Raw genomic sequence first — 20394 nt, 5'->3', positions numbered from 1 at the left:
ACGTCCCACCGCACGGCCCGCCGTGCGCTCGCGGCCGGGGTCACGGCGCCTCGAACCCCGCGCGGGCCAAGGCGTCCCTCCCCTGCGCGCCGAGGACCAGCGCGATGAACTCCTTCGCCAGCGCGGGCCTCGGCGCCTTCGCGACGCGGGCGATCGGATAGTCGTTGATCGCCTTGGCCGACTCCGGGAACTCGATGCCCTTCACCTGCGTCCCGGCGGCCTTCGCGTCGGTGCGGTAGACGAGCCCGGCGTCGGCCTCACCAAGGCGGACCTTGGTCAGCACGGCCCTCACGTCCTGCTCCTGCGACGCGGGCTTCACCGTGACCCCGGCGGCGCCCAGGGCCTTCTTCGCGGCGGCGCCGCAGGGCACCTGCTCGGCGCACAGCACGATCTTCAGCCCGGGGCGGGACAGATCGGTGATCGCGCCGACCTTGCCCGGGTCCTTCGCCGGGACGGCGATGACCAGGCGGTTCCTGGTGAAGACCTGGGGCGGGCCGGCGGCGTCCCCGGCGTCCGTCACCGTCTTCATGGTGGCGGGGCTGGCGGCGGCGAACACGTCGGCGGGCGCGCCCTGCGTGATCTGCCGGGCCAGGGACGAGCTGCCGCCGAAGTTGAACCTGACCTTCACCCCCGGATGCGCGGCCTCGAAGTCCTTGCCGAGGGAGGTGAAGGTCTCCGTGAGCGAGGCCGCGGCGAACACCGTCAGCGTCCCGCCCCCCGACGAGGCGGACGAGCCGCCGGTGTCGCCGCAGCCCGTCACGATCACGAGCAGCAGGGCCGCCGTGGCGGCGGCGGCCGGGGTGCGCTTGGGCACGGTTCCTCCAGAGGGGCCGGGGGTCAGCCCGGGTCGGCCAGTTCGACGACGACGTTGGTGGACTTCACGACGGCCTCGGCGACGACGCCGGGGTGCAGCCCGAGGTCGTCCGCGGCCTCCCGGCTCATCAGCGAGACGACGCGGAAGGGGCCCGCCTGGATCTCCACCTGGGCCATGACCCCGTCCCGGACGACCTCGGTGACGATGCCCCGCAGCCGGTTGCGCGCCGAGGAGAACCGCTCGCCGGGCTCGGGCTCGGTGCCCCGCCGCGCCTGGTCCCGCACGAACGCGGCGAGATCCTCCCCCGGCACGCGCCGGTGGCCGTTCCCGTCGCGCGCGGCCGGGAGGCGCCCGCCGTCCACCCAGCGCCGGACGGTGTCCGCGCTCACGCCGAGCAGCGCGGCCGCCTCACCGATGCTGAACGTCGTCATCGGTTGATCCTAGCCGCTCGCACATGCCAGGCATATTCGTACAAACCAAAGGAAATACGAGCCAACCCATACAAGAACTCTGGCAGATGCGACGAACGGCGGGCTGGGAGCGCCAGATCGGGCCCGCGGGTGCGAGATTTGACCTGAAGTCTGCTTGAGGTCCTAGCGTCGGCGCCGTCCCCATGAAGACCGCGGAAGGAGAACGACCATGACCGCGACGGACCCGTTCACGGCGGCGGAGCGCGCCTACCTGGCGGGGAACGCCCTCGGGCGGCTGTCGACCATCGGCCCGGGCGGCCCGCACGTCCGGCCGGTCGGCTACCGGCTGAACGGCGACGGCACGATCGACATCGGCGGACCCGCCAACGCCGCCAGCCGCAAGTACCGCAACGTGCAAGACGACCCGCGGGTGTCGTTCCTCGTCGACGACATGACCGCGGCGGACGACCCGGACGCGCTCAGGCCCGGATGGGGGCGCGGCGTGGAGGTCCGCGGGCGCGCGGAGCTCGTCAAGGGCCGGATGCACATCGGCGAGGGCTTCTTCAGCGACGACCTGATCCGCGTCCACCCGGTCCGCGTGATCAGCTGGCACATCGACCCCGCGCATCCGGACCAGCTGTCCCGGACGGTCGCCTGACCGCCGAGCCGCCGCCGGGCCGCCGCCGGGCCGCCGCCGGGCCGCCGCCGGGCCGCCGCCGGGCCGCCGCCGGGCCGCCGCCGGGCCGCCGCCGGGCCGCCGCCGGGCCGCCGCCGGGCCGCCACTGAGCCGCCGTTCCGGGCGCGGCGCCCGCGCTTGGAGCGGTCCGGCCCGGGTAGGGGTGACCGGACAGGATCACCTCACCCGGGCTGGAGGAGCGATCATGACGGGGACCATGCGGGTACCGCGCAGCCGGGGCGGCGTCAGCGGCGTCCTGCTGGTCCTGCTGGGCCTGTGGGGCGGCCTGCTGCCGTTCGCCGGGCCCTACCTGGACTTCGGATTCGCCCCGGACGACCCCTGGGTCTACGACACCGACCGGCTCCAGCTCAGCGCCGCGCCCGGCGCGGCGACGGTCCTCGGCGGCCTGATCGTGCTGTTCTCCGCCAACCGCGTGCTCGCGATGTGCGGCGCGTGGCTGGCGGCGCTCGGCGGCGCCTGGTTCGCGGTCGGCGGCCCGGTGGCCGCGCTGTGGGACGTGCCAGGCGTCGGCTCCCCGCTCGGCACCGAGGAGGGACGCCGGGTCGCCGAGCAGCTCGCAGGGTTCACCGCCCTCGGCGTGGTCATCGTCTTCCTCGCCGCGCTCGCGCTCGGCCGGTTCACGGTCGTCGGCGTGCGGGAGACCGCAGGCGGGGACGACGACGACCTGCCCGGCGAGTCCGGATCGGCGCCGCCGCCGGTGTACGGGCGTTACGCGCGCCAGAACCCGCCGTCCGCCCCGCCCCTGTACGGGGCCCCGCAGAGCGGCACCGCGGGCGACCAAGGCCGGTAACGGTAAGGCCCCAGGTCAGCGGTCGCGGTCGCGCATGTTGCGGACGCTCGTGGACGTCTCGCAGGCGTCCTTCTCGTCGGCCACGGACACCTCGTCACCGTCGGTGAACATGGCGATGAAGGCGACCAGGAGCCCCGCGCCGCCGATCCACGGCTGCTTCCAGGCGAAGCCCAGCACCACGCAGACGACGGCACAGGCGATGAGCAGCAGAAGCTTCACGTCGCACCCCTCGGCCCGCGCCCTGGGACGGCCCGGGCCCCGTCACCGCGACACCGGGTAAGGGGCAGCTTACATCGTGCGGCTACCTCTTGGGCTTGCCGCGCTTCTCGCGGATCTTCATCGCGATGTCGAGGGGCGTCCCCTCGAAGCCGAACTCCTCCCGCAGCCGCCGCTCGATGAACCGCCGGTAGCCCTCCTCCAGGAACCCGGACGTGAACAGCACGAACCGCGGCGGACGCACGCCCGCCTGCGTCGCGAACAGCACACGCGGCTGCTTGCCGCCGCGCACCGGATGCGGATGGGAGTTGACGAGGTCGGCGAAGAACTGGTTGAGCTTGGACGTCGGGACGCGGGTGCTCCACCCCTCCAGCGCCGTCTCGATCCCGGGCACCAGCTTCTCCATGTGCCGCCCGGTCTTGGCGGAGATGTTCACCCGCGGCGCCCAGCGCGCGTTGTGCAGCTGCCGGTCGATCTCGCGCTCCAGGTAGTGGCGGCGCTCCTCGTCCAGCAGGTCCCACTTGTTGTAGGCGACGACGAGGGCCCGCCCGGACTCGACCACCATCGTGATGATCCGCAGGTCCTGCTCGGCGAGCGGCTCGTCGGCGTCGACGAGGACGACCGCGACCTCGGCCCGCTCCAGCGCCGACCGCGTCCGCAGTGTCGCGTAGAAGTCCGCGCCCTGGTTCTCCCGGTGCCGGCGCCGGATCCCGGCGGTGTCGATGAACCGCCACGTCCGCCCGCCCAGCTCGATCATCTCGTCGACCGGGTCGCGGGTCGTGCCGGCCACCGCGTCCACCACGGCCCGGTTCTCCCCCGCCAGCTTGTTCAGCAGGCTGGACTTGCCGACGTTCGGCCGGCCCAGCAGCGCGACCCGCCGCGGGCCGCCCGGCTCGTCGAACGTCTCGGCCGGGGCCTCCTCGGGCAGCGCGTCCAGCACCGCGTCGAGCAGGTCGCCGCTGCCGCGCCCGTGCAGGGCGCTGACCGGGTGCGGCTCGCCGATGCCGAGCGACCACAGCAGCGCCGCGTCCGCCTCGGCGCCCACGTCGTCGACCTTGTTGGCGACCAGCACCACCGGCTTGCCGGAGCGGCGCAGGATCTCCACCACGGCCTCGTCCACGTCCGTCGCCCCGACGGTGGCGTCGACCACGAACATCACGACGTCGGCCAGCTCGACCGCCAGCCGGGCCTGCTCGGCGATGGCCGCGGCCAGGCCGGACGCGTCGGGCAGCCAGCCGCCGGTGTCCACCACCGTGAACCGCCGCCCGGACCAGGTCGCGTCGTAGGCGACGCGGTCCCGGGTGACGCCGGGCACGTCCTCCACGACCGCCTCGCGGCGGCCGAGGATCCGGTTGACCAGGGTGGACTTGCCGACGTTCGGGCGCCCGACCACCGCCACGACCGGCGCGGGACCCGCGTCCTCGGCGACGTCGCCGGCGGCCTCCGCCGTCTCGATCTCGTATTCAGTCATTCCGTGTACCCCGCGGGGCTCATCCCGTCTCTTTCGCGAGGCGGACGACCGCCTCGATGACCTCGCCGAGCCCGAGCCCGGTCGAGTCGATCTCGTGCGCGTCCGCCGCCTTGGCCAGCGGCGACGCGGCGCGGGTGGAGTCCAGCCGGTCCCGCCGCGCCTGCTCGGCCCGGGTGAGGGTCACCGACGCGCCGGGGTCGGCGGCCGGGTCCTGCGCGCGGCGCCGGGCGCGGACCTCCTCGCTGGCGGTCAGGTACACCTTGACCTGGGCGTCCGGCGCGACGACGGTGCCGATGTCGCGGCCCTCCACCACGATCCCCCCGATGCCGATGATCTCACGCTGCAGCGCGACGAGGCGCGCCCGGACCGCCGGGACGGAGCTGACCGCGCTCACCGCGTTGGTGACCTCGCGGGAGCGGATCGGGCCGGACACGTCCTCGCCGTCCACCGTGATCGTCGGCGCGGCGGGGTCGGTGCCGGACTCCAGCGCGGGTTCGAGGGCGCGGGCCGCGACGGCGCCGGGGTCCTCGACGGGCACGCCGTTGTGCAGCATCCACCACGTCATCGCGCGGTACATGGCGCCGGTGTCGAGGTAGCGCAGGCCGAGCGCGGCGGCGACGCCCTTGGACGCGCTGGACTTCCCCGAACCTGACGGGCCGTCCATGGCGATGACGAGCGGCACGATCGCTCCCTTTCCTCGGGCGTCGGAGTGCCCGCCGGCGTGGGCGGCGGGCGAAGCGGCTGCGGTGCGTACGTGTCCCCCGTACGGGTCCCAGCGCACCAGGCTACCGGCCCCCCGGCGCCCCCGGGACCGACCGGCCGGGCCGCGCCGGGCTAGCCCGGAACCGACCAGCCCCGGGCGCGGAGCTCGGCGGCCAGCCGCTCGGCCTCCTCCGGGACGACCGCGATCTCCAGGACGCCCAGCGGACGGCCGGGCGAGTGCTCGATCGTGACGTCCTCGATGTTCACCCGGGCGATCCCCGCCGCCTGGAAGATCATCGCCAGCTCGCCGGGGCGGTCGGGGATGACCACCTGGACGGTCGCGTACGCGGACTGGTCGCCGCCGTGCTTGCCCGGGATGCGCGACCGGCCCGCGTTCCCGCGCAGCAGCAGGTCGGCGACATGGGTGGCGGCCTCCTCGCTGCCGTCGCGCAGCAGCGACGCCGCAACGGCCAGGTCGGTGGCGACGGCCTCCAGCACGTCGGCGACGGGCGCCGCGTTGGCCGACAGAATGCCGATCCACAGCCGGGGATCACTCGCGGCGATCCGCGTGACGTCCCGGACGCCCTGCCCGGACAGGCCGAGCGCCACGTCGTCGGCGCCGGTCAGCCGGGCGGCGACGGCGGCCGACACCACGTGCGGGGCGTGCGAGACGAGCGCGACCGCCCGGTCGTGGTCGGCGGCCGCCACCGGGACGGGCGTCGCGCCGCAGCCCCGCGCCAGCGCGGTGACGATCTCGACCGTCGCGGGCGTGGCCTCGGGCGGCGCGCACAGCGCCCAGGGCCGTCCGAGGAACAGGTCCGCGCGGGCCGCCGACGGCCCCGACCGCTCGCTGCCCGCCAGGGGGTGGCCCGCGACGAACACCGACAGGTCACATCCCAGCTCGGCGGCCTGCTCCAAGGGCAGCGCCTTCACGCTCGCCACGTCGGTGTAGGCGGTGGCAAGGCTGCGCTTCTGCGCGTCCAGAAGGGTCACGGCCACCGCGGCGGGCGGCACCGCGAGCACCGCGAGATCGGCGGGACCGCCGGGACCGCCGTCGGGGAGCGGATCCCCCGCGCCCAGCTCCACGGCCAGCGACAGCGCCGCCGCGTCCCGGTCGGTCAACAGCACCTCGGCGCCGCGCTCGCGCATCGCCAGCGCGATCGACGTGCCGATCAGCCCGGTGCCGACCACGACGACGCGCCGGCCGGCCATCTCCTCGTCCACCATGTCACCCTATCGGCGGCGAGCACCCGCCCGCGCTGCCGCACCACTCCCGGGCGCGCAGTTGAACACCGGCCTCCGCCTAGGGGTGCACTACCGCACCCCACCCTTGGTGCACTACCGCACCCCACCCATGGCGCACTACTGCGCGATGTCCAGCCGGAGCGCCGTCGCGCCCCGCAGGTAGACGTGCTGGACGTCGGCGCGGGGCCGCGCGGTCTCGACGTGCGCCATCAGGCGGATCACGCGGGGCAGCGCGTGCGGGACGCCGATCTCCGTCGCGCACAGCAGCGGGACGTCGTGGAAGCCGAGCTTGCGCGCGGCGAGCGCCGGGAACTCCGCCGTCAGGTCCGGCGTGACCGTGAAGATCACGCTGATGACGTCGTCGGTGCCGAGCGCGTTGCGGGCCATCACCTCGGTGACCAGCTCCGTCGTGGCCTCCAGGATCTGGTCCCGGTCGTCGGCGTCGATCTGCGTCGCCCCTCTGACCGCGCGTACCGCCACTGTCGTCCCCCTCCGTCGGTGGTCTCCGGCCCTGCTCGTCGGTGCCCCTCTACAGTCCCACGGCCTTGTAGAGCTCGCCGACCTCCCGGACGGTGAGGGCGCGCATCGTGCCCGGCTTCAGCGAGCCCAGCTTGATCGGCCCGAACTCGACCCGGGCGAGCTGCTGCACCGGGAAGCCGACCTCCTTCAGCAGCCGCCGGACGATGTGCTTGCGCCCCTCGTGCAGGGTGATCTCGACCAGGACGCGCCGCCCGGCCTGGTCGAAGATGCGGAACGCGTCGGCCTTCGCGGGGCCGTCGTCGAGCGTCACCCCGGCCTTGAGCCGCCTGCCGAGGTCGCGCGGGATCGGCCCGTGCACCTCGGCGAGGTAGGTCTTAGAGACCCCGTAGGAGGGGTGGGTGAGGCGGTGCGACAGCTCCCCGTCGTTGGTGAGCAGGATCAGGCCCTCGGTGTCGGTGTCGAGGCGGCCGACGTGGAAGAGCCGCTCGGGGACGTCCACGAACTCGGCGAGGGACTTGCGGCCGCGCTCGTCGGCCATGGTGGACACCACCCCGCGCGGCTTGTTGATCGCGTAGTAGCGCATCTCGGCGCGGGTCTCGACGCGCCGGCCGTCGACGTGGATGACGGCGCGGCGGGGGTCGACGCGCTCACCGAACCGGAACACCCTCTTGCCGTCGACGGTGACGCGGCCCTCGCCGATCAGTTCCTCGCAGTGGCGGCGGCTGCCGATCCCGGCCTCGGCCAGGACCTTCTGCAGCCGCACGCCCTCGTTGTCGCTCACGTGTCCTCAACTATGTCTTCTGGCAGGTCGTCGGGAAGGTAGGGGGCGAGCTCGGGCAGCTCACCGAGGTCGCGCAGGCCCAGCCTCTCCAGGAAGTACCCGGTGGTGCGGTAGAGGTGCGCCTGCGTCTCCGGCTCCTGCCCGGCGTCCTCGATCAGGCCGCGCAGCGTCAGCGTCCGCATGACGCCGTCGCTGTTGACGCCCCGGATCGCCGACACCCGCGCGCGGCTGACCGGCTGCCGGTAGGCGACGACGGCGAGCGTCTCCAGCGCGGCCTGGGTGAGCCGCGCCTGCTGGCCGTCGGTGACGAACCGCTCCACGACCGGGGCGCACACGTCCCGGGTGTAGAACCGCCAGCCGCCGGCGACCTCCCGGAGGTCGAACCCCCGGCCCTGCCCAGTGTATTCCGCGGCCAGCTCCCGCAGGGTCGCCGCGATCTCGCCGCGGGGCCGCTCCAGCAGCTGCGCGAGGGTGATCTCGGCGACCGGCTCGTCCACGACCAGCAGGATCGCCTCGATCGACGCCCGCAACCCGGGCAGCTCGGGGTGGCCGTCCCCGGCGGGCCCGTCAGTCATCGTCCACCCCGTCCTCGCCGCGCCCGTCGGGCGCGCCGTCCTTGTCCGGCTCGCGGGAGCCCTCGTAGTCGTCGCCGACCTCGACGTCGCCGTCGTCGGCGCCGGTCCAGGTGACGTGCAGCTCGCCGAGCGGCTCCAGCTGCTCGAAGGTGACCGCCCGCTCGCGGTACAGCTCCAGCAGAGCCAGGAACCGGGCGACGACCTCGTAGGTGCCCTCGGCGTCGGCGGCGAGGACCCGGAACGTCGTCGTGCGGAGCCGCCGCAGCCGCTCCACGACGATCGCGGCCTGCTCCTTGACGCTGGCCCTCGGCTGGTACATGTGCTCGACCGACACCGACGGCGGCGCCTTGGGTGCGAGGGCCTTGGCGGCCAGGCGCGCGAACTCCTCCGGGCCGAGGCCGAGCAGCACCTCCGGCAGCAGGTTGGCGAACTTCGGCTCCATCGGCACCAGCCGCGGGAACCGCCGGTTCTGGTCGGCGATGCGCCCGGCGATGACCTTCGCGACCTCCTTGTACGCGCGGTACTGCAGGAGCCGCGCGAACAGCAGGTCGCGGGCCTCCAGCAGCGCCAGGTCCTCCTCGTCGTCGACCTCCCCCGACGGCAGGAGCCGCGCCGCCTTGAGGTCCAGGAGGGTCGCGGCGACCAGCAGGAAGTGGCTGGCCTGGTCGAGGTCCCACTCCTTGCCGAAGGAGCGGATGTGGGCGATGAAGTCGTCGGTGACCTTGTGCAGCGACACCTCGGTGATGTCGAGCTTGTGCTTGGAGATCAGCCCCAGCAGCAGGTCGAAGGGGCCCTCGAAGTTGTCCAGGTGGACGCGGAACCCGTGCTCGTCCTCGCCCTCGCCGGGGTTCGGCGGCGTCTCGTCCACGCCGCTCACGGTAGCGGAGCCCACCTCAGGAGGTCTCGCGCCCGGTCATCCGGCGGATCAGGTCCCGCACCTCGGCCTGGGTGAACCGGCCGCTGATCGTCAGGGCGCCGCCGGTGATCGGGCCGCCGGCGATCTCCGGCGCGGCCAGGACCGTCCCGCCGGTGACCATGGCGATCTGCCGGGACGGGGAACCCTGCGGGTTCTGCGCGGCCTGCCCGCTGAGCCGCGCGAACCCGGCCGCGTCGGCGGTGTCCAATTTCAGCAGGACGCCCCACTGCGTCTGGCCGGTCGCGGCGTCGGGCGCGGCCACCCTAATGTCCTTGACGTGCGTCACGGACATGCCGCCGGAGGCCGCCCGGTAGCAGGAGGTGCCCTTGGTGTCGGGGAGCGTCCCGGCGGCGCAGGGCGGGCGGGTGACCGCCTCGACCTGCTGGAACACCAGCGGCTGGCGCAGGTCGGCGGGACCGGAGATCTCGGCGTCGGCGTCCCCGTCCCGCAGGAGCAGGTAGCCGGCGACGCTCGCGATCAGCAGGAGCACCACGGCGGCCACGGTGGACAGGACGACGAGGAGACGCCCCGGGCCGCGCGGTGCGGGCGGGGGCGGTGGCGGCGGGAAGGCGCCGGGCGGTCGAGGCCCGTACGGCGTTCCGGGGGGCTGGGCCATCTCGATCCCTACCGGCGGCGGTCCCTCACTCGGCGTCCGCCCACCGCACGAGGACCTCCCGCGCGAGGCCGCGGTAGGCGTTCGCGCCCATCGAGTTCGAATCGAAGTAGGTGATCGGCTCGCCCGCGACGGTCGCGTCGGGGAACCGCACGGTCCGGTTGATGACGGTGTGGAAGACCTTGTCGCCGAACGCCTCGACGATGCGGCCGAGGACCTCGCGGGTGTGCAGGGTGCGGGAGTCGTACATGGTGCCGAGGACCCCGTCGATGACCAGCTCGGGGTTGATCCGCCCCTGCACCTTGTCGATGGTCTCCATCAGCAGCGCGACGCCGCGCATCGCGAAGTACTCGCACTCCAGCGGGATCAGCACGCCCTCGCTGGCGGCCAGCGCGTTGATGGTGAGCAGGCCGAGCGACGGCTGGCAGTCGATGAGGATGTAGTCGTAGTGCGGGACGGCCGACTTCAGCGACTGCTGGAGGATGTACTCGCGCCCGACCTCGTGGACGAGCTGGACCTCGGCGCCCGACAGGTCGATGTTGCTGGGCAGCAGGTCCATGCCGTCGACGCCGGTCTCGATGACGACGTCCTCCCACTCGGTGTCCTTCTCCAGCAGCATGTTGTGGATCGTCAGGTCGAGCTGGCGCGGGTCGCCCTTGCCGAGCCCGACCGACAGCGCCCCCTGCGGGTCGAAGTCCACGAGAAGGATGCGGCGGCCGTACTCGGCGAGCGCCGCGCCCAGGTTGATGGTCGTGGTCGTCTTGCCGACGCCGCCCTTCTGGTTGCAGACGGCGACGATCCGCGCCGGTCCGTGTTCCGCGGGCGGTTCGGGTTCCGGGAAGACGGGCACGGGTCGCTGAGTGGGGCCGAGGGCCCGACTCGGATCGGTCTCTATGGTGGCGGAGGAGAGCACTCCCTCCGCACCCTTTGTGTTGGTCACCAGATCCCTCCCCGGACGGGCCGGAAACGCCATCCAGAACGGGGACTCTAAGCCCCCGCCTCCCGCGGCTCAAGCCGACGCGCGCCGATCGTCGGGAATTGTCAGCTCCGCGCGCGGGGATGCGAGGTGGCGTAGACCTCGCGCAGCAGCTGCACCGTGACCAGAGTGTAGACCTGTGTGGTCGTCACGGAGGCGTGTCCGAGCAACTCCTGGACGACGCGCACGTCGGCGCCGCCGTCCAGCAGGTGGGTGGCGAAGGAGTGCCGCAGCGTGTGCGGGGAGACGTCCGACAGGCCCGCACGTCCGGCGGCGGCGCGCAGCACCATCCAGGCGCCCTGCCGGGAGAGCCGCCCGCCGCGCGCGTTGAGGAACAGCGCGGGGACGCCGCGTCCCGCGCGCACGAGCGCGGGGCGTGCGCGGACGAGATAGGCGTCCACCGCCTGCCTCGCATAGTCGCCGATAGGAACGATACGGGTCTTCCCCCCTTTTCCCGCGACACGGGCGAATCCATCCCGCAGGTCGAGGTCGTCGACGTCCAGGCCGACGGCCTCGGAGATCCGGGCGCCGGACCCGTACAGCACCTCCAGCAACGCGCGGTCGCGGAGGCCGCGGGCGGTGTCCTCGCCGCCGTCGGACGCGGCGAGGAGCCGCTCGACCTCGTCCAGGGAAATGGCCTTGGGCAGCCGCCGGGGCGGCGTCGGCGGCTTCACGTCGTGGGCGGGGTCGCCCGCGCTGAGGCCCTCCCGCAGCGCGAACCGGTGCAGCCCGCGGACGGCGACGAGCGCCCGCGCCGCCGAGCCCGCCGACAGCGGCGGATGGTCCTCGTCGCCCTCGCGCAGCCCCACCAGGAACGCCCGCACGTCGTCCTCGGTGATCTCCCCGACGGACACGCGTCCCCGCGCGTCCTGGACGAGCGCGTAACGGCGCAGGTCACGGCGGTAGGAACTGAGGGTGTTGGCGGCCAGCCCGCGTTCGACGGCGAGGTGCCCGAGATAGGTGCGCACGGCCGAGTCAAGCGGGGAACCCGCGCCGGCGTCCTCCGCGGGGGGCGACGCGGCGCTCCGGCCGGTCGTGCTCGTGGACAGTGCGGCACCTCTTCTGACGCTCTGGGCGGGGCCGGTCGGCCGTACCGGTCGTGCCCATCATGCCCCCTCCCGCGACCCCGGGAGACCTCATCCCCCCGGGCGGGCCCGTCAGCCCTCGGGCGCGTCGACGGGCCGCAGGTCGCGGTAGCCGCCGGCGCGGGCGGCGTGCGCGGCGAGGATCCCCGCCGCGGCGACCATGTTGTGCACCTCCCCCGTGAGCACCTTCCGGACGGCCTCCTCCAGCGGGACCCACACGACCGGCATGTCCGCCTCCTCGTGCACCCGCTCGAAGTCGATCTCCTCGGCGGGCACCTCGGTGAGGTCCCGGGCGAGGAAGATCCGGACCCGCTCGTCCGACATGCCGGACGAGGGGAACACGTCCACGAGGGTGTCCCAGCGGTCGGCGCGGTACCCCGCCTCCTCCAGCAGCTCCCGCTCGGCGAGCTTGTGCAGCGGCTCCCCCGCGACGTCGCGGAGCCCGGCGGGCGCCTCCCACAGCAGGTGGCCGACGGGGTGCCGGTACTGGCGCAGCAGCAGCACACGGTCCCGGTCATCAAGGGCGAGGATGCCGACGGAGCCCGGGTGCACGATCACGTCCCGCCCGACGACCTCGACGCCGTCACCGCGCGGCATCTCCACCTGGTCACGGCGGACATCGAACACATGCCCCTCGAACACGGTCTCCCGGCCGGTGACCGTCCACCGCTCCGGGACGTCGCGCACGGGCCCGCTCACGGGGCGACCTCCCCGCGCGCCTCGGCGTAGTCGAGGGCCGCGGACACCAGCCCGGTGAACAGCGGATGCGGGCGGGTCGGCCGGGACCGGAACTCCGGATGCGCCTGGGTTCCGACGAAGAACGGATGCTGGTCGCGGGGCAGCTCGACGTACTCGACGAGCCGCCCGTCCGGGGACAGGCCGGAGAACCGCAATCCCGCCCGCTCCAGCCGCTCACGGTAGGCGTTGTTGACCTCGTACCTGTGCCGGTGCCGCTCGGAGACCTTCGCCTCCCCGTACAGGTCCCGGACGGACGAGCCCTCGGCGAGGTCGGCCGGGTAGAGCCCCAGCCGCATCGTCCCGCCCATGTCGCGCTCCCCCGCGATGACGTCGAGCTGGTCCGCCATCGTCGCCACGACGGGATGCGCCGTGGTCGCGTCGAACTCGGCGCTACCCGCGTCGGCGAGCCCACCGAGCGCCCGCGCCGCCTCGATCACCATGCACTGCAGGCCGAGGCAGATGCCGAGCAGCGGGACCCGGTTCTCGCGGGCGTGCCGGATGGCGCCGAGCTTGCCCTCGATGCCGCGGACCCCGAACCCGCCCGGGACGAGCACCCCGTCCACGCCGTCCAGCTCGCGCTTGGCGCCCTCGGGGGTCTCGCAGTCGTCGCTCTTCACCCACCGGATGCGGACCCGCGCGTCGTTGCCGAACCCGCCGTGCCGCAGCGCCTCGGTGACCGACAGGTACGCGTCGGGCAGGTCGATGTACTTGCCGACCAGCGCGATCGTGACCTCGCGCGCGGGCTTGTGGACACGCCGCAGCAGCTCGTCCCAGGCCCCCCAGTCGACATCGCGGAAGGGCAGCCCGAGGCGCCGCACCACGTAGGCGTCCAGCCCCTCGGAGTGCAGCACCTTCGGGATGTCGTAGATGCTGGCCGCGTCGACCGCGGACACCACCGCCTCCCGGTCCACGTCGCACATCAGGCTGATCTTGTGCTTGAGCCCGTCGGTGATCGGCCGGTCCGACCGGCACACGATCGCGTCGGGCTGGATGCCGATGGACCGCAGCGCCGCGACCGAGTGCTGCGTCGGCTTGGTCTTCAGCTCACCGGACGGCCCGATGTAGGGCAGCAGCGACACGTGCAGGAAGAAGCAGTTGTCACGGCCGATCTCGTGCCTGATCTGCCGCACGGACTCCAGGAACGGCAGCGACTCGATGTCCCCGACCGTCCCCCCGACCTCGGTGATCACGATGTCGACCTCCGAATCGGCGGCCATGCCCCGGATCCGGTCCTTGATCTCGTTCGTGATGTGCGGAATGACCTGCACGGTATCCCCGAGATACTCGCCGCGCCGCTCCTTGGCGATCACGTTCGAGTACACCTGGCCCGTGGTGACGTTCGCGGACCCGTGCAGCTCCGTGTCCAGGAACCGCTCATAATGCCCGATGTCCAGATCGGTCTCGGCGCCGTCGTCGGTGACGAACACCTCGCCGTGCTGGAAGGGGTTCATCGTCCCCGGGTCGACGTTCAGGTAGGGATCCAGCTTCTGCATGGTGACCCGCAGGCCACGAAGCGCCAGAAGCCGCCCAAGGCTGGACGCGGTCAGTCCCTTGCCGAGGCTAGAGGCGACACCGCCGGTGACGAAGAGATGCTTGGTAGACCGAGTGCTACCAGTCGCTGCCGAAGGCAAGAAACGCTCCCGTGGTCGTTGCGAGGCGGAACAGACCCCCTGTCCACGGAGCACCAGCTTATTGCATTGTCCTCGGCGGTCGGGCGCTGAGCGCCCTCCCTTCCACGGACAATGCGGCGATCGCTGCATCGCTCCGACTCGCCCAGGGGCTCGCTGCGCGATCAGGTTCTCGCAAGCTCGAACCTGGCTTCGCACGCGATCGCAACGCCCCCCGGTCCCTCAGGCTTGGGCCCTGGCGGATCTCGGTGGCCAACCTCAGCGCCCGAACTACGCCGGACAAACGCACCAACCCCGGCCCTTGCCTCAGCCCCAGCGCCCCGAGCGTGTGATCGCGTCCGAAGGCAGGTTCGAGCGAAGCCAGAACCTGATCGCGCAGCGAGCCCCCCGGGCGAGTTCGGAGCGATGCAGCGATCACCGCAGTGCCCGCCGAAGGGAGGGCCCCCAGGCCCGACCGCCAAGGGCACTGCGGTGAACACGGTGATCGCGTCCGGAGGCAGTTGCGAGCTTGCGAGCAACTGATCGCGCAGCGAGCCCCCTGGGGCGAGTTCGGAGCGATGCAGCGATCACCGCGGCGCCCGTGGAAGGAGGGCCCCCAGGCCCGACGCCGAGGGCTCCGCAGTCAACACAGCGATCACTGCATTGTCCGTGGAAGGAGGGCCGCCGAGGCCCGACGCCGAGGGCAATGCTTAGAGTCTCGGAGCGGCTGTGGGCATGATGGTTCTTAGTTGGCGGGTGAGTTCGTCGATCAGGGATCGGGCCTGGTCGGCGGCGTTGCGGGCGGCGTCGCGCTCTTGGGAGAGTTCGGCGATCGAGGCGCGCTGTTCGGTGACGGCCTGGGCGAGCTGGTCGACCCATTGGTCGCGTTCGGCGAGCTTCTCGGCGACGGCGTCGCGTTCGGCGGCCATCTGGCGCATCCCGGCGACGGCCTTGTCGCGTTCTCGGCCGGCCTGGTCGGCGCGGCCGCGGGCGAGGGTCAGCTCGGACTCGGCGCGGGCCTGGGCCTGGACGGCGGCCTCACGGGTGCGTTCGGCGGACTCTCTGGCTTTGGCGTTGACGTCGCGTTCGCGTTCGGCCTTCTTGGCGGCCTCCAGTGACTGCGCGGCGGTGTCGAGGGCCTGCTGCCGCTCGGTCTCGGCGGCGTCGGCGCGGGCGGCGGCCTCCTGGGCGCGTCGTTCGGCGTCTTGCGCGCGTCGTTCGGCGTCCTGGGCGCGGCGTTCGTTCTCTTGGGCGCGCCGTTCGGCGGCCTCGGCGCGGCGGCGGCTCTCGTCGGCCTCCTTGCCCGCGGAGACGACGGCGTGCTGGAGGTTCTGGGCGGTCATCTCGGCGTCGGTGACCTTGGCGCGCAGGGTCGCCAGCTCGCTGTGCGCGTTCTCCAGGGCGCGCGACAGCTCCGCGGCCTGTTCGCTGACGCGGTCGCGTTCGGACTCGGCGGAGCGGCGGCCGCCGACGGCGTCCTCGACGGCGCGGAGGGCGTCGTCGCGGGCCTCGCTCATGGCGTCGCGCTGCTGGATCGCCTGCCGGACGGTGGCCTCGGTCTCGGCGACGCGGCGTTCGGCCTGCTCGACCTGCGCCTTGAACTGCTCCATCTGGGCGCGGGCCTGGTCGGCCTGCGTGCGCGCCTGGTCGGCCTGGACGCGGGCCTGTTCCGCCTGGCCGCGCAGTTGGTCGGCCTGCGCGCGGCCCTGCTGGGCCTGGTTCCAGGCGGCGGCCGCGTCGCGCTGGGCGGACTCCTTCTCCGTCTGGAGCGCGGCGATCTGGGTGACGGCCTCGTTCTGCACCTCGGCGGCGCGGCGCTCGGCCTCGCCGACCTTGCGTTCGGCCTCGACGGCGCGGCGGTCGGCCTGCTCTGCCTGACCCCGGGCGCGCTGCACCTCACCCCAGGCGGCGGCCGCGTCCCGCTGCGCCGACTCCTTCTCGGCCTGGACGGCGGCGACCTGCGCGGCGGTCTCGGTCTGCGCCTCGGCGACGCGGCGTTCGGCCTCGACGGCGCGGCGGTCGGCCTGCTCTGCCTGACCCCGGGCGCGCTGCACCTCACCCCAGGCGGCGGCCGCATCGCGCTGCGCCGACTCCTTCTCGGCCTGGACGGCGGCGACCTGCGCGGCGGTCTCGGTCTGCGCCTCGCTGACCTTGCGCTCACCGGCGGCGAGGGCGTCGCCGATGAGGTCGGCCATCTGGCGGAGCCGCTCGACGATGTCCCAGGGCTGCGCCTCGGGTTTCTCGGTCTCGGGGCGCGGCTCGGGGAGCGCCGGCTCGCCGGGCAGCTGGGGCTTGGTCATCTGTATCGGCTGCTGGGCGGCAGGGACGGGCACGTCGGTCCCCCTGCCGGGGTCGCGCCCCATCGCGGGCCAGGGGGAGCCCGCGTCCGGGACCCCGCGCGAACCACCCGATCCGTTCAGCTCACTCACGTTGTTCCTCGCCTGGCGGCTTGCGGGGCTGCCATGGACATGGTGCTCGCTTCACTCCTCGCCCTGCGGCTCGTCGCTTCGCTCACGAAAGGCACTCTAGTGCCGAGCCGCGCAGCGTTTGCCCAGTTTGGGGTTTAGTTTCGTGATCCTCGTGGCGCGTTCGCGCACGCCGGACGCCTGATCAACGCCCGAGCGGGGCCCGGACGGCCGTTCCGACGGTGCGGCGGGTCACATTTCGAGGGCGCGGGAACGCGGCGGAGGGGGGCTCCGGTGGAACAATCACGCCCCATGGAGCCTCGCACCCTGTACCCGCCGATCGAGCCGTACGACTCCGGGCTGCTCGACGTCGGCGACGGAGACCGGATCTACTGGGAGGTCTGCGGGAACCCCGCCGGGAAGCCCGCGGTGATGCTGCACGGCGGGCCCGGCGGCGGGTGCAGCCCGGCGCATCGCCGGCAGTTCGACCCGGATGCGTACCGGATCGTGCTGTTCGACCAGCGCAACTGCGGGCGGAGCCTCCCGCACGCCAAGGACCCGGAGGTGTCGCTGGAGGCGAACACCACCTGGAACCTCGTCGCGGACATGGAGCGCCTGCGCGAGTTCCTGGGCATCGAGCGCTGGCTGGTGTTCGGGGGAAGCTGGGGCAGCGCGCTGGCGCTGGCGTACGCGGAGACCCATCCGGAGAGGGTCACGGAGCTGGTGCTGCGGGGCGTCTTCACGCTGCGGCCGTTCGAGCTGTACTGGTTCTACCAGGAGGGGGCGTCGCTCATCTTCCCCGACCTGTGGGAGAGGTACGTCGCGCCAATCCCGGAGAACGAGCGGGAGGACCTCATGTCCGCCTTCCACGAGCGGCTCAACTCGCCCGACCGGGAGGTGCGGGTCGCCGCGGCCAAGGCGTGGGCGACGTGGGAGGGCTCGACGATCACGCTGCGGCCGGACGCGGCGATCGCGGGCGAGTTCGAAGAGCCGGACTACGCGGTCGCGTTCGCCCGCATCGAGAACCATTACTTCGTCAACGGGGGCTTCTTCGAGGACGAGCAGCTGATCCGGGACGTGGGCAAGATCCGGCACATCCCGGCCGTCATCGTCCAGGGCCGCTATGACGTGTGCACGCCGGTCGCGACGGCGTGGGATCTGCACCGCGCGTGGCCGGAGGCGGAGTTCCACATCGTCGACGACGCCGGGCACGCCTACAGCGAGCCGGGGATCCTGCACCGTCTGGTCGAGGCGACCGACCGTTTCAAGAACGATCGCTGAATGTCCGCTGGAAGCATTCTGGAAGGACGCCGAGCGCCGTCTGACCGGATGCGGCAAGCCGTCATTCCGGGGCCGCCGCGGCGGAGCAGGGAGCGGGCCCGGAATGGACCTAGGACTTGCGTGATCCTGGAGAGCACGAACCGTTGCCAGGACGATCCGAAATCACCGCTTCACTTACCAGCAGGCAAGTGAAGCCTTACTCAGATATAAGCCAAGTGTTGATCGGGGGAGAGTGTGACGTCCGTCCCGCAACCCGTGTGGGCGCCTTGATCCCCATCCGCCCCAGGACGCGCGCGACCGGCCCGACCTCCGCAGACATGTGACGACGCCCGCACACAGGGCCGCGTTGTCAGCGAATCTCAGTGATTCACCTCACACAACTGATACACAAAACCACTCCCATCACTCGGGGGATTCACTAGAGTGACCCGCAGGTCGACCACTAGAGGTACCGACGGCCCATTCCGCAGTCCCGCCTGCGTAGCGCGGGGAAATGCACGCTTGGGGTCCGCCGTAACATGGCCGAAATACCCCCGGATTTAGCAAGCGTACTGCCATACCCGTTACGGCTGTGGATCAAACATCCTGCAGATAACATTCCAGAACGATCACCTCGCGGGGTTCGCTAAGTTGCCTGGATATGGCTGCGCAATCCCTGGAATCACCGACCCGACGCCCCGACGAGACGAACGCGGACGTGCAACTCCAGGAGCCGAGCCTCGCCGACGGCCCCGGGCTCTGGCGGATCGCCCGTGACACCCGCGTCCTGGACGTGAACTCGCCCTACAGCTACGCGCTGTGGTGCCGCGACTTCGCCGAGACGTCCGTGGTGGCGCGTGACGGCGGCGTCCCCTGCGGGTTCGTCACCGGCTACGTCCGGCCGTCGAGCCCGGACACGTTCTTCGTCTGGCAGGTCGCCGTCGACGAGGCCCACCGCGGACAGGGGCTGGCCCGGCGCATGCTGGACCGGCTCGCCGCACGGCTGGTCCCCCGCGGGCACCGCTTCATGGAGGCGACCGTGACGCCGGGGAACACCGCCTCCGCCGCGATGTTCGAGTCGTTCGCCCGTGACCACGGCGGCGCCCTCGTCCGCGGCCCGCTGTTCGGGGCGGAGCACTTCCCCGAAGAGGGACACGAGCCGGAGGTCCTCTTTCGGATCGGGCCGCTCACCGCCGCGGGCTGACCGCGCGTCCGCGGCGTCAGGCCCGGCCCCTCACCGACCCCGCACAGACCCCGCTCCCATCCACACCTGCCGGAGGCAGATCATGGACGTTTTCGCCCGTATGGAATCGGAAGTCCGCGGCTACTGCAGAGGCTGGCCCACGGTGTTCACGACCGCCCGGGGCAGTCACATGACCGATGAGAACGGACGCACCTACCTGGATTTCTTCGCCGGTGCGGGGACGCTCAACTACGGGCACAACCACCCGCAGCTCAAACGCCGGCTGATGGACTACCTCGCCGGTGACGCCGTCGTGCACGGCCTGGACATGTACACGGCCGCGAAACGCGATTTCTTGGAACGGTTCAACGACTACGTGCTCGCCCCGCGCGGTCTCGACTACAAGGTGCAGTTCCCTGGCCCGGCGGGCAACCACTCGGTGGAGGCCGCGCTGAAGCTGGCGCGCAAGTACACCGGCCGTGAGACGGTCGTGAGCTTCACCAACGCCTTCCACGGCATGACCCTCGGCGCGCTCGCGGTCACCGGGAACTCGATGAAGCGGATCGGCGCGGGCGTGCCGCTCGGGCACGGCGTCGCGATGCCCTACGACAACTACCTGGACGGCCGGACGCCCGACTTCCTGCTGTTCGAGACGATGCTGGAGGACAGCGGCAGCGGGCTGGACAAGCCCGCCGCCGTGATCGTGGAGACCGTGCAGGGCGAGGGCGGCATCAACGTCGCCACCGCCGAGTGGCTGCGGGGCCTGCAGGACCTGTGCCGGCGGCACGACATCCTGCTCATCGTCGACGACGTGCAGATGGGCTGCGGCCGCACCGGTCCGTTCTTCAGCTTCGAGGACGCCGGGATCGTCCCCGACATCGTCTGCCTGTCCAAGTCGCTGAGCGGCTACGGGCTGCCGTTCGCGATCACTCTGCTGCGCCGTGAGCTGGACGTGTGGGAGCCCGGCGAGCACAACGGCACCTTCCGCGGCTTCAACCCCGCGTTCGTGACCGCCGTCGCCGCGCTGGAGGACTTCTGGACCGGCGCCGGGCTGGAGAAGCAGACCCTCGCCAAGGGCCAGCAGATCGAGACGGCGCTCGACCAGATCGCGCTCGCGCACGCCGGGGCCGTCGATTCGGTCCGCGGCCGCGGCATGGCCTGGGGCCTGGTCATGTCGGACGCCGACCTGGCGCCGAAGGTGTGCGCGGAGGCGTTCAACCGCGGGCTGCTGATGGAGACCTCGGGACCGGAGAGCGAGGTGGTCAAGCTGCTGCCGCCGCTCACCACGACCGAGGCCGACCTCGGCCGCGGCCTGGAGATCATCGCGGAGTCGGTCGAGGCCGTCCGCACGGCGGTCTCGGTCTGACCTGCCCCGGAACCGCCCGTTTCAGGGGTGTGGGGGTCGTTCCCCCACAAGAGACCGGCCCGGC

20 protein-coding genes and 1 pseudogene are annotated in these 20394 nt (G+C 72.5%); 5 read left to right on the top strand and 16 right to left on the bottom strand.

From position 1 onward, the window contains the following. Nucleotides 1-40: 40 nt before the first annotated feature. Together modA and AGRA3207_RS35185 are read right to left on the bottom strand one after the other, a co-directional pair. Entirely contained in the window at nt 41-814 is a 774-nt protein-coding gene (gene modA, locus AGRA3207_RS35190) for a molybdate ABC transporter substrate-binding protein (RefSeq protein WP_231331566.1), read from the bottom strand. A 23-nt stretch (nt 815-837) separates the two neighbouring features. Then, entirely contained in the window at nt 838-1245 is a 408-nt protein-coding gene (locus AGRA3207_RS35185) for a TOBE domain-containing protein (RefSeq protein ID WP_231331565.1), read from the bottom strand. Nucleotides 1246-1453: 208 nt separating this feature from the next. Between AGRA3207_RS35185 and AGRA3207_RS35180 the strand changes: the two genes are divergently transcribed. Both AGRA3207_RS35180 and AGRA3207_RS35175 read left to right on the top strand, forming a co-directional pair. Next, nucleotides 1454-1882 carry a PPOX class F420-dependent oxidoreductase gene (locus AGRA3207_RS35180; protein WP_231331564.1) on the top strand — a complete coding sequence of 143 codons (429 nt, stop codon included), beginning with the start codon at nt 1454-1456 and terminating at the stop codon, nt 1880-1882. Between the two features lie 223 nt (nt 1883-2105). Continuing rightward, nucleotides 2106-2711: a hypothetical protein gene (locus AGRA3207_RS35175; protein WP_231331563.1), complete on the top strand. Its 606-nt coding sequence runs from the start codon at nt 2106-2108 to the stop codon at nt 2709-2711. 15 nt (nt 2712-2726) lie between these two features. Here the strand turns inward: AGRA3207_RS35175 and AGRA3207_RS35170 are convergent, their stop codons facing one another. From AGRA3207_RS35170 to AGRA3207_RS35105, 14 genes and pseudogenes are all read right to left on the bottom strand, one after another. Next, on the bottom strand, nt 2727-2930 hold the full coding sequence (locus AGRA3207_RS35170; protein WP_231331562.1) for a hypothetical protein: 204 nt from the start codon (nt 2928-2930) through the stop codon (nt 2727-2729). Between the two features lie 82 nt (nt 2931-3012). After that, nucleotides 3013-4407: pseudogene (gene der, locus AGRA3207_RS35165) on the bottom strand (ribosome biogenesis GTPase Der); the annotation flags it as partial. Nucleotides 4408-4417: 10 nt separating this feature from the next. Further along, on the bottom strand, nt 4418-5080 hold the full coding sequence (gene cmk / locus AGRA3207_RS35160; RefSeq protein WP_231331560.1) for a (d)CMP kinase: 663 nt from the start codon (nt 5078-5080) through the stop codon (nt 4418-4420). A gap of 152 nt (nt 5081-5232) precedes the next feature. Next, on the bottom strand, nt 5233-6312 hold the full coding sequence (locus AGRA3207_RS35155) for a prephenate dehydrogenase (RefSeq protein ID WP_231336495.1): 1080 nt from the start codon (nt 6310-6312) through the stop codon (nt 5233-5235). A gap of 150 nt (nt 6313-6462) precedes the next feature. Then, the gene (gene aroH / locus AGRA3207_RS35150) at nt 6463-6825 is read right to left on the bottom strand and encodes a chorismate mutase (protein ID WP_231331558.1); all 363 of its coding nucleotides are present in this window, start codon (nt 6823-6825) and stop codon (nt 6463-6465) included. Between the two features lie 49 nt (nt 6826-6874). Further along, the gene (locus AGRA3207_RS35145) at nt 6875-7606 is read right to left on the bottom strand and encodes a pseudouridine synthase (protein WP_231331556.1); all 732 of its coding nucleotides are present in this window, start codon (nt 7604-7606) and stop codon (nt 6875-6877) included. Continuing rightward, nucleotides 7603-8181, bottom strand: a complete 579-nt coding sequence (gene scpB / locus AGRA3207_RS35140; protein WP_231331554.1) for an SMC-Scp complex subunit ScpB — start codon at nt 8179-8181, stop codon at nt 7603-7605. The genes AGRA3207_RS35145 and scpB overlap by 4 nt, the downstream gene beginning before the upstream one ends. Then, nucleotides 8174-9049, bottom strand: a complete 876-nt coding sequence (locus AGRA3207_RS35135) for a segregation and condensation protein A (protein ID WP_231331552.1) — start codon at nt 9047-9049, stop codon at nt 8174-8176. Before AGRA3207_RS35135 ends, scpB begins: the two co-directional genes overlap by 8 nt. 25 nt (nt 9050-9074) lie before the next feature. Beyond that, nucleotides 9075-9713, bottom strand: a complete 639-nt coding sequence (locus AGRA3207_RS35130; RefSeq protein ID WP_231331551.1) for a SecDF P1 head subdomain-containing protein — start codon at nt 9711-9713, stop codon at nt 9075-9077. A gap of 25 nt (nt 9714-9738) precedes the next feature. Then, on the bottom strand, nt 9739-10650 hold the full coding sequence (locus tag AGRA3207_RS35125) for a ParA family protein (protein WP_420830830.1): 912 nt from the start codon (nt 10648-10650) through the stop codon (nt 9739-9741). A 101-nt stretch (nt 10651-10751) separates the two neighbouring features. Next, entirely contained in the window at nt 10752-11654 is a 903-nt protein-coding gene (gene xerD / locus AGRA3207_RS35120; RefSeq protein WP_231331550.1) for a site-specific tyrosine recombinase XerD, read from the bottom strand. Between the two features lie 189 nt (nt 11655-11843). Continuing rightward, on the bottom strand, nt 11844-12470 hold the full coding sequence (locus AGRA3207_RS35115; RefSeq protein WP_231331549.1) for an NUDIX domain-containing protein: 627 nt from the start codon (nt 12468-12470) through the stop codon (nt 11844-11846). After that, entirely contained in the window at nt 12467-14140 is a 1674-nt protein-coding gene (locus tag AGRA3207_RS35110; protein WP_231331548.1) for a CTP synthase, read from the bottom strand. The genes AGRA3207_RS35115 and AGRA3207_RS35110 overlap by 4 nt, the downstream gene beginning before the upstream one ends. Before the next feature lie 686 nt (nt 14141-14826). After that, nucleotides 14827-16545 (bottom strand): coiled-coil domain-containing protein, encoded by a 1719-nt coding sequence (locus AGRA3207_RS35105; protein ID WP_231331547.1) that lies wholly within the window; start codon nt 16543-16545, stop codon nt 14827-14829. A gap of 288 nt (nt 16546-16833) precedes the next feature. On the opposite strand from AGRA3207_RS35105, the gene pip reads away from it, so the two are divergent. The 3 genes from pip to ectB all read left to right on the top strand — a co-directional run bounded on the left by pip (nt 16834) and on the right by ectB (nt 20330). Continuing rightward, nucleotides 16834-17802, top strand: coding sequence for a prolyl aminopeptidase (gene pip / locus AGRA3207_RS35100; RefSeq protein WP_231331546.1), 969 nt, complete (start codon nt 16834-16836; stop codon nt 17800-17802). 640 nt (nt 17803-18442) lie between these two features. Then, complete coding sequence (gene ectA / locus AGRA3207_RS35095; RefSeq protein WP_231331545.1) at nt 18443-18985, top strand: diaminobutyrate acetyltransferase; 543 nt, start codon at nt 18443-18445, stop codon at nt 18983-18985. Between the two features lie 82 nt (nt 18986-19067). Continuing rightward, complete coding sequence (gene ectB, locus AGRA3207_RS35090; RefSeq protein WP_231331544.1) at nt 19068-20330, top strand: diaminobutyrate--2-oxoglutarate transaminase; 1263 nt, start codon at nt 19068-19070, stop codon at nt 20328-20330. The last annotated feature ends 64 nt before the right edge of the window (nt 20331-20394 follow it).

The sequence above is a fragment of the Actinomadura graeca genome, assembly GCF_019175365.1.
Lineage (GTDB): Bacteria > Actinomycetota > Actinomycetes > Streptosporangiales > Streptosporangiaceae > Spirillospora > Spirillospora graeca.
Note: the sequence above shows the minus strand (reverse complement) of the source record. Positions and strands in the feature narration are given on the sequence as shown.

What these genes read in the sequence shown, in the direction of transcription:
- AGRA3207_RS35185 (WP_231331565.1), bottom strand. Translation starts at nt 1,245, where the DNA reads ATGACGACGTTCAGCATCGGTGAGGCGGCCGCGCTGCTCGGCGTGAGC.
- AGRA3207_RS35180 (WP_231331564.1), top strand. Translation starts at nt 1,454, where the DNA reads ATGACCGCGACGGACCCGTTCACGGCGGCGGAGCGCGCCTACCTGGCG.
- AGRA3207_RS35175 (WP_231331563.1), top strand. Translation starts at nt 2,106, where the DNA reads ATGACGGGGACCATGCGGGTACCGCGCAGCCGGGGCGGCGTCAGCGGC.
- AGRA3207_RS35155 (WP_231336495.1), bottom strand. Translation starts at nt 6,312, where the DNA reads ATGGCCGGCCGGCGCGTCGTCGTGGTCGGCACCGGGCTGATCGGCACG.
- scpB (WP_231331554.1), bottom strand. Translation starts at nt 8,181, where the DNA reads ATGACTGACGGGCCCGCCGGGGACGGCCACCCCGAGCTGCCCGGGTTG.
- AGRA3207_RS35130 (WP_231331551.1), bottom strand. Translation starts at nt 9,713, where the DNA reads ATGGCCCAGCCCCCCGGAACGCCGTACGGGCCTCGACCGCCCGGCGCC.
- pip (WP_231331546.1), top strand. Translation starts at nt 16,834, where the DNA reads ATGGAGCCTCGCACCCTGTACCCGCCGATCGAGCCGTACGACTCCGGG.
- ectA (WP_231331545.1), top strand. Translation starts at nt 18,443, where the DNA reads ATGGCTGCGCAATCCCTGGAATCACCGACCCGACGCCCCGACGAGACG.
- ectB (WP_231331544.1), top strand. Translation starts at nt 19,068, where the DNA reads ATGGACGTTTTCGCCCGTATGGAATCGGAAGTCCGCGGCTACTGCAGA.